11 protein-coding genes and 2 pseudogenes are annotated in these 15,030 nt (G+C 62.7%); 4 read left to right on the top strand and 9 right to left on the bottom strand.

The features are described from left to right. The first annotated feature begins 189 nt into the window (after positions 1–189). Together ASG80_RS19505 and ASG80_RS19500 are read left to right on the top strand one after the other, a co-directional pair. Positions 190–547: pseudogene (locus tag ASG80_RS19505) on the top strand (PH domain-containing protein). 29 nt (positions 548–576) lie between these two features. After that, entirely contained in the window at positions 577–1,119 is a 543-nt protein-coding gene (locus ASG80_RS19500) for a hypothetical protein (protein WP_200952631.1), read from the top strand. Here the strand turns inward: ASG80_RS19500 and ASG80_RS23765 are convergent. From ASG80_RS23765 to ASG80_RS23955, 3 genes are all read right to left on the bottom strand, one after another. After that, positions 1,106–1,567 carry a hypothetical protein gene (locus ASG80_RS23765; protein WP_156401967.1) on the bottom strand — a complete coding sequence of 154 codons (462 nt, stop codon included), beginning with the start codon at positions 1,565–1,567 and terminating at the stop codon, positions 1,106–1,108. The two genes, ASG80_RS19500 and ASG80_RS23765, sit on opposite strands and share 14 nt — an antisense overlap. Before the next feature lie 188 nt (positions 1,568–1,755). Beyond that, entirely contained in the window at positions 1,756–2,619 is an 864-nt protein-coding gene (locus ASG80_RS19490) for a restriction endonuclease (RefSeq protein ID WP_082590713.1), read from the bottom strand. Between the two features lie 76 nt (positions 2,620–2,695). Continuing rightward, positions 2,696–2,854 carry a hypothetical protein gene (locus ASG80_RS23955; protein ID WP_235508417.1) on the bottom strand — a complete coding sequence of 53 codons (159 nt, stop codon included), beginning with the start codon at positions 2,852–2,854 and terminating at the stop codon, positions 2,696–2,698. Positions 2,855–2,880: 26 nt separating this feature from the next. On the opposite strand from ASG80_RS23955, the pseudogene ASG80_RS24630 reads away from it, so the two are divergent. After that, positions 2,881–3,201 (top strand): annotated as a pseudogene (locus ASG80_RS24630) (SDR family NAD(P)-dependent oxidoreductase); the annotation flags it as partial. A 98-nt stretch (positions 3,202–3,299) separates the two neighbouring features. Next, a complete protein-coding gene (locus ASG80_RS24625; RefSeq protein WP_056733815.1) occupies positions 3,300–3,527 on the top strand; it encodes a hypothetical protein in 228 nt (75 codons plus the stop codon). A gap of 271 nt (positions 3,528–3,798) precedes the next feature. Here ASG80_RS24625 and ASG80_RS19475 read toward each other — a convergent pair whose 3' ends face one another. From ASG80_RS19475 to ASG80_RS19450, 6 genes are all read right to left on the bottom strand, one after another. Then, complete coding sequence (locus ASG80_RS19475; RefSeq protein ID WP_056733813.1) at positions 3,799–4,644, bottom strand: HNH endonuclease; 846 nt, start codon at positions 4,642–4,644, stop codon at positions 3,799–3,801. Between the two features lie 62 nt (positions 4,645–4,706). Beyond that, positions 4,707–5,189, bottom strand: coding sequence for a very short patch repair endonuclease (locus ASG80_RS19470; protein ID WP_369816284.1), 483 nt, complete (start codon positions 5,187–5,189; stop codon positions 4,707–4,709). A 40-nt stretch (positions 5,190–5,229) separates the two neighbouring features. Further along, the gene (locus ASG80_RS19465) at positions 5,230–10,215 is read right to left on the bottom strand and encodes an FtsK/SpoIIIE domain-containing protein (RefSeq protein WP_082590711.1); all 4,986 of its coding nucleotides are present in this window, start codon (positions 10,213–10,215) and stop codon (positions 5,230–5,232) included. Next, positions 10,212–11,585, bottom strand: a complete 1,374-nt coding sequence (locus ASG80_RS19460; RefSeq protein ID WP_056733808.1) for a hypothetical protein — start codon at positions 11,583–11,585, stop codon at positions 10,212–10,214. The genes ASG80_RS19465 and ASG80_RS19460 overlap by 4 nt, the downstream gene beginning before the upstream one ends. Then, a complete protein-coding gene (locus ASG80_RS19455) occupies positions 11,582–13,339 on the bottom strand; it encodes a hypothetical protein (protein ID WP_056733806.1) in 1,758 nt (585 codons plus the stop codon). The genes ASG80_RS19460 and ASG80_RS19455 overlap by 4 nt, the downstream gene beginning before the upstream one ends. Positions 13,340–13,801: 462 nt before the next feature. Further along, complete coding sequence (locus tag ASG80_RS19450; protein WP_082590710.1) at positions 13,802–15,013, bottom strand: DNA cytosine methyltransferase; 1,212 nt, start codon at positions 15,011–15,013, stop codon at positions 13,802–13,804. Positions 15,014–15,030 lie beyond the last annotated feature (17 nt).

Below are 15,030 nucleotides of genomic sequence, written 5' to 3'. Positions count from 1 at the left end.
CAGCTGACCTCGCCGACACTGCCGTGCGCGCGTCGGCGCTCAGCTGACGGTGAGGCCGACTTCAGGGATGCCACGCCGACCGGGCCGTCCGCGACTGGCCAAGCCCGCTCGCGCATATGCTGACGACATCATGCGCCCGACGGCGGCGCGATCGATCGAAGGGAACGCACCTTGGTAGAGGCCTCACCGATGCTCGCATGGACGCTGCAGAACGAGATCCCCGTTCCCGGCCGACGTGAACCAGTTGCTCGTCGAGGGAGAGCAGGCAGTGGCTTCGTTCAAGACCGTCCGTGACTCCGCCACGTTTACGACGAAGCGCCTAATCGTGCGTGACGCTCAGGGAATCACGGGTAAGAAGGTCGAGATCTACTCGCTCCCGTACAGCTCGATCAACATGTGGTCGACCGAGAACGCCGGCGGGATGCTCGATCGCGACGCCGAGGTCGAGCTCTGGACGCGGGCGGGTCACATCAAGGTCAAACTGACCAAGGGGGCCGACATCCGACGGATCGACAGCCTCCTCGCATGGGCGGTGCTCAACCACTAGCGGGGTCGAGAAGAGAAGAGGAACGTTACATGATGGGTGACCGCACTGACGGGAGCGGAGCAACCAGTACGCCGGAGAGCATCAACTTCCGCGACTTGAGTGTCGGAGCACTCCTCTCGGCCTACGCCGGGATTCTCCGCGAGCTCGTGCAGCGTGGCGTGATCCGCACGTCGAGTGCGCCGGCCGGTGATCTTGCCGAAACGCTGGCCGCGAAGACGTACGACGGCGCCCTCGCGCCCAACAGCGAGAAGAGCTGGGACATCCGGGCGTTCGACGGACGTCTGATACAGGTGAAGTCGCGGGTACTCGCCTCGATGTCACGCACCAAACCGGTGCAGTTCTCGGTCTTCCGCTCCTGGGATTTCGACGCGGCGATCTTCGTAGTCTTCGATGCGGAGACCTACGAGGTACTGGCTGCAATCGAGCTGCCGATGCAATCCGTGCGAGAGAAGGCCGGGGACGTCGCGTGGGTGGGAGGCTCACGACTCACGGGGTCGCTCGCAGTCCTTCGAGCGCTTCCGGGGGCGGTAGACCGCACGGAGAACGTCGCTGCGGCGCTCACGGCGCTGTGACATGGACGAGCAGAGAAGCAAGTCCCTGGGCACGCCGCGCCGGAGATCGAGGGCGGATCTTATCCAGCGACTTGTCGAGCACTTGGATTGGCTCCGCGCATCCGCCGCGCGATACGACGATCGCCACTTCTCCGAGTCGAAGAGAATGGCCGTCGCGATAAGGTCCCTCGTGCACGACACTGCCGCCTCTACGAGCCTGCTCACTCAGCTCGGGATGCGAGACCGAATGGTCTGGCGAACTTTGGTGCGGTTTGAAGGCGGCCGGTTCGAGCATCCGCCATGGATTGATGACCCGCACCAATCGGGTTTCGCAGACATCCGAGCCAGGCCCTTCACTGAGTGCGACTTCGCCACGTGGTGGCGTGGGCCCATGCTGACCTACGCTGACACGGATCTCGACCGATCCTGGTTCGTGCTGAACACGGCGAATTTCGATGGTGGTGCTCACGTCGACCCGACGCTGCCCGATTCATATCGGTCACTGGCTCSCGAAGGCGGGCTCAAGCCACTCCGCATCAACAGTGCCGGCCAGCGCTACCCCGACTCCTCCGATCCCGTACCGAGCGCGTTACGCACGATCTGCACCGAGGTCGTGATGTCGATCGAAGCTGCGTGGTGAGTCGATGCGCTGCCGAGCTACCCGAGTCCGTGGATCATCAGAGTTTTCGCTCGACCGTTCATTCCCAATAGCTCACGACGTTCGGCGCTGTACACGAACAGTGCGACTCCAGCACGGTCCGCGAACTCCACTGCCCCCGGTGCATAGCCAGTGCTCGTGAAGAACAGCGGACCTCGGCCATCGGTTGCCGCCACTCCGGCGAGCTCACGAATGGGGGCCACCCCGACGTTGCTTGTGAAGTGCTTAACCTGAGCGATGTATCTCGCACCGACGACGTCGACACCTCCATCGCCAGTGAAGGCTGTCACCGACGCGCTAGCTTCTCCAAGGTGCCGCATCCACTGAGCGACAAGCTCCTCGGCGCCTCGGGGCGTAACGCCCAGACGCATCGGGTCGGGTGCGAACGTGCCCCTCTGGTTGTGTTGATCGAGCGGCATCCCTTGCTTCTGGCGGCGTTTCTGGAGGGCTCTCTGGGCCCCATGGAACGCGGCCTCCAGCAAAGCGCGAACGGATGCCGCGTGCCGCGTTCGTGCCGTGCGCTCAGCTCGGCGGCGAGCGAAGCCCGCCGCGATACTCAACAGCACCAACGCGGCAGAACCGAGTCCAAGGAGGGGGCTCCAATCGCGGAGGTACCAGAAAACAGGAACCACCGATTCTGGAAGCAGCGCGAGCACCGCCAGAGCACCGGCGATGATCGCCAAGGTCGTCACTGCAGCAAACGTCGCTCCCCATTCCTCAGCTTTCCGGTCTTCCGAGCTCTTCTGCAGCTTGATCTGTGGCCCGATCTGTGCGCGGACCACCTTCATCAAGACTTCGTCCGGTACCCAGACGTCGGGATATGTGCGGCCGATCTTCGCGCCAGCATCCTGCGCCGAGTTCATGGATCTCACCGACGCATTGTGACAGATTGCTGAGACCCGGCGTGGTCTCGTGCGAACTCGGAATTCTTCCGAGCCGCTACGACGTGAACTGCTCTTGGCCGAGCACGCGAAGCAGCGCGAGCTTGTCTGCGGCTTCGGTGCGCGAGGCGGCGGTGAGGATCAGCAGGGCTTGGGACTTGTCTTCGGTGATCAGCGCCTGGCCGTCGAACTCGATCTCGCCGACCTCGGGGTGGATCAGGATCTTGTGGTCCTCGAAGCGCCGTGCGACCTCGTGCCCCCACCGAAGTGCTCGATCGCCTCGCTGCCGAGCACGGCTTCGGCACCATAACGATCGACATCAGCGACCCCGCCTCGGTGCTGAGCGCCCGCGATGCGGTGCTCGCCGCCCACCCCGACCTGAACGTGCTCATCGCGATGGCCGGCATCATGGTGCCCGAGGATGTCACGACGGCCGACTTCCTCGAAACCGCCGAGCGCATCGTCGCCACCAACGTGCTCGGGCCCGTGCGCCTGATCTCCGCCTTCACCGAGCACCTGCAGACCCGGCCGGATGCCACGATCATCACGGTCTCGTCGGGACTCGCCCACACCCCGCTTCGGATCACGCCGGCTGCAACGCCTCGAAGGCATTCATCCACCAGTTCACCGAGAGCATCCGCCTGCAGCTCGCCGGAACCTCGGTGCAGGTCGTCGAGCTCGTCCCGCCCGCCGTTCGCACCGAGCCGATGCCCGGCCAGTCGCTGGGCGAGGCGTTCCTCCCGCTCGAGGACTACATCAACGAGACCATGTCGCTCCTGGCCAGCCAGCCGGATGCCACCGAGATCCTCGTCGAGCGCGTCAAGCCGCTGCGCTTCTCCGAGGTGAACGGCGCCTACGAGCAGGCGATTGCGATGGTGAACTCGCACTGACGATAGTGGACGTCGGTGCGGGTGCGGCGTCAATTGGGCACCGTCTCCGAGAGCGCTACCCCTATCAGGGTCCAGCCGCTATCGGCATTGACCGTGATCACCGAAGGGCCCGACGACAGCGGCACAGTGCCGCTGTACGGACCGATCAGCAGGCCAATGCCGAATCGGTTTCCTCGATGACCGCGAAATTCGAAGCACCGTCGTGCGTCGCGGCAACCGCGCCCGTGCTGTCGTCGTAAGGAACACGGCGTCGCCGGCCCTCGTTCGTCGGTCAGGCCGCAAATACGTCGTAGCGAATTGCGAGGCGCTCAGGATCCGGCCAGTCCGCCCGGTGATCAGGAAGGGCCAGCCTGCGGCCGTGCATGTCTTGCAGCCCATGCCGGAGCATCGGGCCGTCGATCTCGTCGAGGAGGCCTTGGTCGATGCGCACCTCGTAGTCGGGAGTGATGCCGAGCAGGTTTCGGTCGTACGACGCATGATGGATCTTGCAGAGCGCGAGACCGTTGCTGACATCGGCGACTCCGCCGTCCTCGGCGTCGCCGATGATGTGCGCTGCATCGAGGAGCACGGCGTGCTTGAGCTTGCAAATCGCGCAGGTCGCGTTATACGCGTCGAGGACGCGGGCCCGAAACAGGGGCTGGTGCAAACGGATTCGCGTGAGTTTTTCGGCGTACTTCCGCGCGTCGTACGGCATTGAGAGCGGGTCGTCGAAGAACTCGAAAATGTCGCCCGGAGCGATGATGACGTGGCGTTCCTCGGGGACGTCGCGAACCACGCGGGCCGGATAGGTGGCGACGTAGAAGCTCGGCCGGACTTTCTGGAAATAGACGAGCGGTGCCTGCGTTAGCAAGGCATTGGAGAGCTTCGTATTGTCGCCGCCGTCGCCTCGACGATACGAGTACCGGATCAGCCCGCCTTCAAGGACTTCGTCGTCATATCCACCTTCCCCTCCGGCGATAACGGACAGGGTCGATCGAAAGGTGGCGGGATTCTTGATTCCGCGGCCACCGTGGTCGATCAGGGGAACGCGTCTGCCTTCGAACTCATAGCTCAAGAGCTCGTCGCGGCTGAACTCCCATTTACCCGCACCGAGCTGTGCGTCGAGCCACCGGAACACGTCCGAACGGATCGTGGCCTCGACTTCGGGGGCGACTAGCTTTCCCAATTTACGGTTCCCGTCTATTGATCGAGCTCATCTGCGATGCGGGCAGCAATCGAGATTGACCCCTCGTGCTCCCAGAACCGCAGCACCGTCCAGCCGGCGGCTTCGTACTGGGCGGTTGTGTCGGCATCGCGGGCGACGTTGGCGGCGAGTTTTGGGCCCCAGTAGTCGGCATTTTGATTTGGGTGGGTGCCGTGCTCGGGGCAGCCGTGCCAGAAGCAGCCGTCGATGAAGACGGCGACGCGGGCGCGGGTGAATACGACGTCTGCTCGTCGGCGCCGCAGGCCTGGGATCGGCGCGAAATCGACGCGGTAGCGAAGACCGCGGCCGTGCAGCAGTCTGCGTACGGCGAGCTCGGTCGAGGTGTCTCGTCGCTTGTTGGCGAGCATCGAGCGGCGGGTGCCGTCGGAGGTCGCCCAAGACTCGGCCAGGTTAGGCATCTTTCGTTCCCTGCGTCGGCTGGCCAACTCCGCGTCCGAGGGAGTCTCCTGTTCCGCCATTAGGTAACCGCTTCATGCTTAATTGTCAGTCTTGGTCACGCTAGCGATCGTCGAAAGCGACCTGCAGGCGGACAGTCCCCTGTGTCGTGTGCAGGAACGCATCTCCCTGCCCAGCAAGCGACTCGGCGCCTGTCTCGTCGAGAATGATCCGGCTGTCGGTTGCAGTCTTGACACGCAGCGCGAGTTGAGCTGGAAAGTTCGACCGAATAGTGGTCGAGATGACATCCGCACTTGGGCGTTGTGTCGCTGCGATCACGTGTATGCCGGCGGCCCGTGCTTTCTGCGTCAGGCGCTTGAGCAGCCCCTCGATCGCGCGCTTGTCATCTTGATCGCTGGTCAGGTCGGCATACTCATCGAGCACAATCACAATCCACGGTTTCCGATCGGCCTTGTCAACCCGACCGTTGTACTCGACCAGCTTGCGGGCTCTCACAGCCTTCATCGCACGATAGCGGTCCTCCATTTCCACCACGGCAGCCTCAAGAATCTGGATTGCGTCGGCAGCGTCCATACCAATTGCGCCGTCAAGATGCGGATCGTCCTCGAAGTCGACAAGCTCCGTACCCTTTGGATCGACCAGCCGTAGCCGAACAGCCTGAGCGTCGTATCGTGTGAGCCCCTTGAGGATTGTGTCCAGAGCGACCGATTTGCCCGAGCCGGTAGTCCCGGCAACGAGCAGGTGGGGCGAGTCTGGAGACGAGAAGTCGATCGGGACGGGCTTGCCAGAGATATCTGCGCCGATCGGCACGGTTAGGTTGTCTTGGTCGACCGGGCATAGCGCCCAGAGCGCAGTGCTCGCCACACCATACTTCTCATCCGCTAGCTTCGGGACCTCGAAGATGACCGCGCCTCGGTCGCTGCGTGTGCGAATGGAATAGTCGGCTGGGAGTTCAAGAGCGAGGAAGACCTCATCGCGCCGGTTGACGACTTTATCGACGGTGACACCCGGTTTGGGTACGAAGCGAAGCACGTAGAACCCAGGCCCCTCCAGCCATGGCTCGGCCTCAGGAGGTCCGACATTCACGTTGTGACGGCCGAATACATCAAGGACCCTGTTGTATCTCCGACGAAGTTCATGCTCTCCCAGACCACCGACGTGATCGAGTAACGTTCGCCGTGCGGCCGTGCGTCCGCCTTCGTGCTCCACCTGATCGACGGAAGATTCAGCGTCGTTCGGTAGCGCTGCGGCCGCTGCATCATGTGCCTCGTCGCGCTCCGAGTGCTCCGAGAATCTAACGGCGCCCGAAGCGCCGGCAACGACAGAATCAGAGGATACCGATGCTGCGGGATCAAGCTCCGCGCGGAGCCGGTCGATGAACTGACGTAGTTCCGGTCGATTGAGGCGAACGAGCGTGTGGCCGCCCAGGCTGCGCGGTGCGGGAGCAGCTTCGTCTTGCGCTGCGGCAATCGCTACCGCGACGCCGTTGACGGATCTGAGCGTGACACGTCCGGCCCGCAGCTCTTCGATCACGCGCATCTCGAGGTCGGGGCGAGGTGGCCCGAACACCGTGCGTGATGGGAGATCCGAAGCCCTCAGCACCTCACTGCTGGTCTGCTCGATCGCCGATGCAAGCTCGTCAAGCCAGAACCGGTGGTCGTCGGTGGCCGTATCTCCTGAAGCGAACGCTGATTTGCAGAGGTCCGTCGTGCGGTTTAGTTGCTCCTCCGCCGACCCATGGTCGTAGGTCTGCCTGAACTTGGACTCCGCGACCAGAATATCGAGGCCGACGCCACCGTCCTCCTTGAGGGTCAAAATGAATCGGCCCAAGTCGGCGCGCGTCTTTGCCCCACGGCCGAACCACCGCTGTTGCTCGTCGAAGCTCAACCAGACGATAAGCCCGGCCTCCGTCGAATCGACGGGCGCCAACTGGGCAATTACGAACCGTGTCGCGACAAGGCCGACAATCTCGTTGATCGTCGTGCCGATACCCAGAGATCTAAGAACTGCCCCTGGCACGACGTTCCGACCCACGGTGTAGAACCGCGTAGCGATCTCATGGGCTTCTGCTGCTTCGACGGCACCGATATCCACGAGACGGCGACGTAGACGTTGCACAACCAAGCGTCGGCCGGTCTGCGAACTAACGATGAGCGTGTAGGCCTCGTTCTTCCCGACACCAGGTTTGACGAGGATGACATCCGGCCGCTCGGGGAGCGCATCGATCTGGTCACGTCCGACGAACGAGTCGAGTGTCACAACCCAATGAGCGACCATGTGAAGCGCGAGGAACAGTGCCTGGTGCCGGTCGAACTGGACCTGCATCTCGAAATAGTCGGTGTTGGCCTCTTTCTCCCGCGCGACCGGCGAGCGCCGGTCGTAACGCACGCAGAGCGTCGACCACGTCTCCAAGGTCTCGTCAGGCGAGCTCGGGAGGAGTTCTCGTACGACGTTCTCACTCGACTCCGCGAGGTTGTGGGCTGCAGCGTGGGTCCATGGGTCATATCGGCCGGCGACCGAGGCCGCCGGATCCTGCGTACTTGCGATGATGCTCGTCTGGGTACCGAACAACGCTGGTGCCAGCGCGATGTCGATCGAGTCATTAAGCCCAGTAAGGTCGACCGCGCGTTCGGGCTCCCATTCCGTGAGGACGAGCTGAACGTCGGGAAGGAAGCGCCCATCGGTGGCCTCTATGTCCGCAAACTCGGCGTCGAAGGCCCGAATCACGTCTTGGTGAGTCGATTGTGGAGCCAGAACCGTCAGCTCAAGCCGAAGTCGAGGATTCCTCGCCCTCACGCGCTTCGCCACTCGAACCGGAAGTACCGGATCGCCATTGCGGTCGAGCAATAGGACCGAGAGGCCATCGAGCTTGTGTGGGTAGGTGCTGAGGTAGTCCGTGATCACCCGAACCATCTCGTCGATCGCGGTCTCATCGACTGCGGCAAGCCACTCACGAGACTCGTTTCCACCTTGGCGAACCGGCGCGTATTCCTCATGCCCGGCCGATTCGCGCATCGGTATGGCGACCGTCTGATCCGGGCCGACAACGACTGCCGGAGTCCCATGTGGCGATACGCGCTCGAGTGCGTCGAAGAAGAGATCGCTGTTCTCCTTGTTCAGGCTCAGTCGATCGGTTAGCGCCTTGGCTATCAGACTTGTCATCTGCGCGTAGTGGCTCGCGAGCCAACGCAGTCTAAGGGGGTGTGTTGCGAGCATTGCGAGCCGGTGCCCACCCAGTCGAACGACGTCGCTAAGCACGACGTCGGCGAGGTCGGCGTGTGGCGCGCTGGCGGGAATGAGTTCAGCCCGCGCACGGCGAAGCGACTGCTCCCACTCGTCGAGATAAACGTTGAGGAGTTCCGCATCTATGCCATCGGTGAGACTCAAGTAGAACTGCCGTCGATGATCGAACAGTTCTGCGCCGAAATCTCCGGAAGGCGCCGACAACGGCCCTCTCTGCCAGTCACGCGGGTCGCCGAACTGTTCCAGAAAACCGTCAAACGTACCGTCGTGTGATTCACCGGGTGCAGTCTCGTACCCGTTCATGAGCGCTGCCACGGCGATCTGGCCCGGAATATTTAGAGGGTCCCATCGGAATCGGCGCTGGGTTCCGCCAGGAATCTCGACGATGATCCGGATAGCGGCCCAGGCCTCAATGACATCGAAAGGCTCATCGTCGGGTGGAAGGGCAGGTTTATTGCATGAGAGGAGCTGTTTCTCCACCCCCAGTCCGAGGCGGAGCCCAACATCCGATTGAATCCGCTTCAGGCTCCGCCCGTAGAGGAACGCGAATAGCCAGCGTGTCCATTCGCCACTCTCGGTCGATCCTTCGACCCGCATCAGCACTGTGCCTTCGTCGTCCTCATCGAAGTACGTCAGTTCCCGCAGGAGCGCCCGGAGGGGATCGAGGACGAACTGCGAGTCGGGGAATGCGATTTTTTCGACTCGACGGCGCAAGCGTTTCGGGAGCAGATCGGCTAGTGGATCGGTGTCGACTGGTGGTTCTGCCGACAAGAACCTCTCAGCGTCCTCCTGATCACTCCGATCGAGGCCAGCCTCAACCAGTAGGGAGTCATACTCGTCGACTCGCTCGGGTGTTGCAGTCCCCTCGATCGCGTCACGGATCTGCCGCCCGAGCCCAACCTTTCTCGTCCGCCGCTCAAAGATCTCAAGCCAGAGCGCCAGATCGAGAGCGCGGCGGGCGTCTTCCGTGCGCTCGCTGCGTTCCATCACGAGGTTCCGCATGTGGGCTTTCGCGCCCGCCTCGGAGAGACCAACGCGGTCGAGCGCATGGGATGTTAACTCCGCTGCATCAATTCGCGCAAGCAAATCGTCTTCCGAAATTGGTGAACCGCTCGGCTGTTTCAACGCGCTTGCACGGACGTTCTTCCTAATCCGCGCTTCAACCGCGCTGTCGGAAGCGAACAGGTCAGAATCGGGAAACAAGCCGAGACTCGGCAGTGCGTTCGAGATCGCCGCTCGAACAAGGTCGAGAGCGTGAATCCTTGCGCTGGCAACTGCTGTCGCAGCCTCTACGAGGTATTGCGCCCATCGTCGCAGGGAACGCTCTTCCTCCTCCGAGACAGAGCGCCAAACCCGAGAGAGGTACGTTATCAGCGTCGAAGGCGGTGCGCCTGTCCCGCCTGCCTTGTTCCATGCCTCACGAACGAAGAGCTCGAATCTCTCTGTGCTTTCGTTCTCACTATGACCCCCGAGGAGAGCGGCATCGTCCAAGCGGTGAATAGTCGCGAGACCTTGGCCGTCAGGCGGGGCGCCCCAATCGAATAGTAGGACCGACTTGCCTGGCGGAACGTTGCGGAAGGTGGTTAGTTGCTCCGCCTCCTCAAGGAGAAATCTGGTCGGCACGCCGTCAATCGGGCCCACCGTTCCAACCTTGACGATCAGTTTGTCGTCGTCCTCCTCGCTCAGTTGTGCGGCGACCTCGCGCAGAGCTGCTTGAACGATCGACTTGTCGAACCCTGTCACGCGCAGCGCGGGGCTTGCGTTTTCCGAGGGCGTGCCTACCACGTCTAAGGCAACCAACGCCACAACGCGCCCCAGGGTCGTGACTTCCCCGCCGTCGATCATCTTGGCTCTCCACGTACGATGCTGGTTGCGTCTGAGTACTGAGTTAGCAGACCTGTAGCGCCGAGCGACGCTCGGAAGGCGTCCGAGTTACGTCGGAAAACCGAGGCGTCGACGTCGAACGTTAGGTCGTGCTCGTCGGCCGTGCGCTCGTCCACTACGATCCGATACTCGTCGTAAATCCGAGTGCAGAAGTTGTAGTACTCCTCCTCGGTCCCAGGCTCCAGAGTCGCGGCGACAACGGCCTCAAGCATCGGTGGCTTCATCGTGAAGTGACGCCGGCCCGCTGTCGCATTTAGAGCCCCAACTGCCGCAAGCGTCTCGGAAAAGAACGAGCGGGGTGAACCGGTACCGGATGCGCTTGGCTTCATGTGCCGCGCGTAGCGCTTGGCCCGTGCGTCATCGCCTTCATTGATCGCCTTGTCGTGAAAGCGTGTCGCTCGCTCGATGATGGCGTTCACTACGTTCTTCCTAAACGCCTCAAGCGAGTCTTGCGAAAGGCGGCGTAAAGTCGTCGCCTCCCGGCCGAAGTCGACGTAGACATCCTCTAACGGCTGGCGGAGAGCAGTCCTCGCGAGGTGCAGCTGATGTCGTGCGAGGCAGTAGGGCGCCCAGTGCATCAGGCTTTCGATCCGTTTTGCCCGGGGGACGCCGTCTCGCGACACGATGAAATTGATGCCACGCCGCAGGTGCTCCGGCCACGGGCTGAGGTGCTCGTAGGTCTCGATTTCATGCTCAGTCCTGGCCTCATACGGGTCGGATTCCTTGGCGTGGTCGTGCGCACGGAGCGAGTGAGCGATTTCCCCCAGCGGGGTGTCGCTGTCCCTGACCAGTTCGATCAGGCCCTCACGCGTGCTGGCACGTCGCGGGCCGTTCTGGTCTTTGCGGAGCACTCGATACGCCCATTCGCCGCCATCCCGGAAAACATATCGCTCGATATGCGGAGCTCTGGTTCCGCGAGGCATGCCCGCCTCGTGTCGCTCTGCTGCGTCGTAGTGTATGAGTTCGCCCACGAATGGGTAGAGATGCGCGTTGTACCAGTTTGGTGACTTGCGCCTACCTGGAATCTCCACGAGCAGTGACGACGTCAGTGCCTGAAGCGTCGCCAGTGTGTCGCTGTCATCGACGGAGCGGGCGAGAGTCTGCTGATCAATGTCGGCGCCAACAGCGATCCGCCGGGCGAGGTCGTGCGATGCTCGCACATAGGACACGACGGCGGCGTCAGCATCAAGTAGAGCGGATGCATCAAGCTCGTACACACCTCGGGCTATCGCCAACAATTCGAGCGACACGTAAAAGCCGCGCCCCTGCTGTTCAAGGTTGACTCCGAAGAGGTCGAGGACGACTTCGGCCTTCGACCGGTCCGCCATCATGCACGCACCGATCTAATCTGGTCGCCGACGTCGATCATTAGCTTCCGCATTGTCGCGCCAACGAGCACCTGAATCTCCTCCCGTTCGCTCGCGGCCTCCGCGAGCGCGGAAAGCGTGCTCGTTAGGCCGCGGATCTCCGCCTCGTGCTGCGTACCACTCCGGAGGCCAGCCGCCCAACGATTCAGCAGTTCGAATCGCAGGAGGTCGACTTCTACCGCGACTGGTCGCTTCCCGTGCGGGCCAGGAATTCGAACGTAGATCGCCCGGTTGATCCACTCAACAGCCTCATGGAGAACTGGTTCGGCGCCACCGGAGCTGACTTCGCTCATCCACTGCGTCACCTGGTCGACGACTTGCACCGGTTTGCTGGTGACTCTGCGTGAGACAACAGCAGCTCGGGTGCGGTGTGAGAAGAAGGCAGGGTCGAGTACTAAGAAGTCGGGGTTGTTACCCACTCGATGAACGCCCTGCACTGCCTCAAGGCCCTTGAGGATGACGTCGCGAACTGCGGTCTTGCCAGAGTCGGGCGTGTTGGACCTTATCGCTACGAACGCGTCACCGGCGCTCAGACCCAGCCGGGCGAACCTGTCCACGCGGTCTGCGTCGAAGAAGTTCGCGCGTCGCAGGAACGTATAAAGGTCCCGGAGTGCATTTGCCTCTCGCTGCGCGTCCTGCGCGGTACGGATTCTCTGACCATTGACGCCCGGGACCGGCGGAAGATACGAGACCAGAACCGCCTCCGGCTCAAGCGCGTCGTCAACCTGGCGACGTGACACCATGCCGGGGTCGAGCCGCCTCAGTGCGGCGATCGCGGGCACCTGCTGTCGCTGCTGTACGGAGAGCCGATCGCCAAAGAGTGCCTGGTGGTATTGAAAGGGATACTGCCATGAGGTATCCGCACGCGAGTTTCCGTATCGCCGATGGACGTCCTTGCATGTGAGACCGCCGGTGATACCGTGGGCGAGCACCGAGAGGGCCTGTCTCGTCGTGATCACGGCGCCGGTCTGCTCGGCAGCGCTAAAGAGGTCCCGAATGGCGCGACGACGGGGTGGGCCGCTTGTCGTATCGCTGAGGGCCTGATGGTTCGCGAAGATCGGGCAGACTGCCTGTGCATCGCACCTCTTGCAGACCTGCCATGATCTCTTGTCGGCCGACCAGTTCTTGACAGCCCAGTCGACCAAGCCGTCGCTGTCACGGTCAGGCGCAACTGACTGATAGTTGAGGTTGATCACCACGACTGCGGCGTCCTCGCTCTGTACCGCCCCTCGCGCAATCCCTGCCCCGAGCGTGTCGACGACGATCCGCGCGCGGCCCGACTGATCCTCCGCGACGCAATTCCGTAGCTGCCCCTCGTTGGCGCAGATGATTGCGACGCCGTCCTGGGGAGGGTCAAGGAGGGCAACCAACCGTTCGGCTCCGACCTTCGCTGCGAAGTCGCTGAGATCCTTGAGCATGTAGATCGGTCGACCGTTAGCTGTGCGGCCCACAGATTCGTGACCTGACCTGCCGGCGGTCTCGACAGCACGAGACGCTTCGTCATTGCTCAGGCCCAATCTCACGAGGAGGTGCGCGCAGAGGCTCGTCTTTCCGTGGCCGGCGTCGCCAGTAAGCACGATCGTGTGGGTAGACGGCTGCTCGACGGCAGCCAACAGATAGCCGAGGGTGACTACTTCGAAGGTCGGGTTGTTATGGTCGGCTTGCCTCTCGTATACGAGGTCTGCGCTGTCGGCGTGAAATGGCTGGTAGCGATGCATTCGCTCGACCAGGCCATTAACTTCTAGTGCCATTACACGAGCCCTTCGAGCCTCTAACGTGGTTGCGTCGCGATCGTATCGCTGCACGCTCCACTCGACACTATGCCGTCGACGGTCGACACGCCCGGGTTTCGATGGCCCTCGAGTAGGCGGCAGTCCATCAGTCTCGGGGCGCAGGAGGTAGCAGGTCGATCATGGGTAGCAAGCACCCGCTTCGGGAACGTCGCCCAGAATTCGAGCATAAAATGGGGCACCTCGGCGACGTCGATCTGTTTCAGGTTGCGGCGCCCTGACGTTCGTGGTCCGTGAGCTGACCACAACCTGGGGGCCGAGGTCAGCTCGCAGTCGACTTTTGGTGCCTTCCCGGGGGTGTCTCGCTCGTGTCGATGACCGCATCCGTTCGAGCAATAGTCCCTCGACACGCCTGCGCACCGAGAACTTGTTTACACGCGATCGGCGTCCTCACACACCTGATGCATATCCGCGTTCGCGCGAGATCCGTGAGTTCTCGCGGAAGTCGAGCAACAGTGAGAACACCCGTTCCCCAACTTGTGGTGGGACCGCGTTGCCGATCATCACGCTCAACTCGCTGCGCGTGCGGCAGGCGGAGAAATCGAAGTAGTCGGGGAAACCCTGGATGCGGGCCGCCTCATGGGCGGTCAGTGCCCGCGGCCGGGAGGGGTGCATGTAGCGGCCCTGGCCGATCGAGCCGTAGCCGGAGGTGATTGTCTGGGCGGGCTCGTTCCACCTGAGCTGGCCATACATCGACTTGTACGAGTGGTCTCCGCGGTGGCACTCAGGACGAAGCTCGTTCGGCAGGTCGAACACCCCGGGGCGGTCGAGTAGCCACTGCATCCGCTTGAGGTTCTCCACCTTGGCCTGTGGGGCCTTATCGAAGATCGTCGTCGCGCGCTCGGGAGAATCGGTGAGGTCGCCGATCGCCCACTGGAGGTCGCGGCTCACAGCCGACGCTTCGAGCTCGTCGAAGAGGTCGCCGGGGAGCTGTTCGCCTGGCATCGTGGCGATCATGACGTGACGGCGACGGGTTTGGGCGACTCCGAGCTGGGCGATTGGGATGATGCGTGCCTCGACCCGATAACCCATTGCGTTCAGCCGCGCCTCGGCTCGAGTGACGACGCCTTCACCGTCGTGGCGGTCGTTCACCACAGCCGGCACATTCTCTATAAGCACGATGCGCGGCTCGAGCACCTGGGCCGCCCGAACCATACGCAGGTACAGGGCGTTCTTCGCGTCGACGCGGCGGGTGTGGTTGTTGAGGTTGCTATGCCCCTGACAGGGCGGGCCGCCAATCAGAGCGTCGATCGCACCGACATCCTTGTGGATGCGCGCCTCGGCGAGTGTGAACGCCTTCCGCGGCTCGTCGCCCTTTCCCGGGTCGCCATCGAACAGCGACTGGACCGGCGCCACATCCACACGCTTGGCACCCGGGAAATTCGCCCGGTACACCTCGGCCGCGATCCGTTCGAAGTCGACCGCGAGCGGAATTTCGAGCGAGAACCCGTGCGCGCGCGCCGCTTGCGCAATCCCGAGTGTCAGCCCTCCGCACCCGGCGAACAGATCCACAACTCGGATCGCCGTATCACCGGCTTCGAAGTCGGGACGTTCGCTCACCCGCAACGGGTGCAAGTCTGGTGGCGTGAGATCGGGAATCATGGACTTCGAGAGTACCG

The organism is Agromyces sp. Soil535 (genome assembly GCF_001428255.1).
Lineage (GTDB): Bacteria > Actinomycetota > Actinomycetes > Actinomycetales > Microbacteriaceae > Agromyces.
The sequence above is the reverse complement of the archived record's forward strand: the minus strand, read 5'-3'. Positions and strand labels throughout refer to the sequence as shown.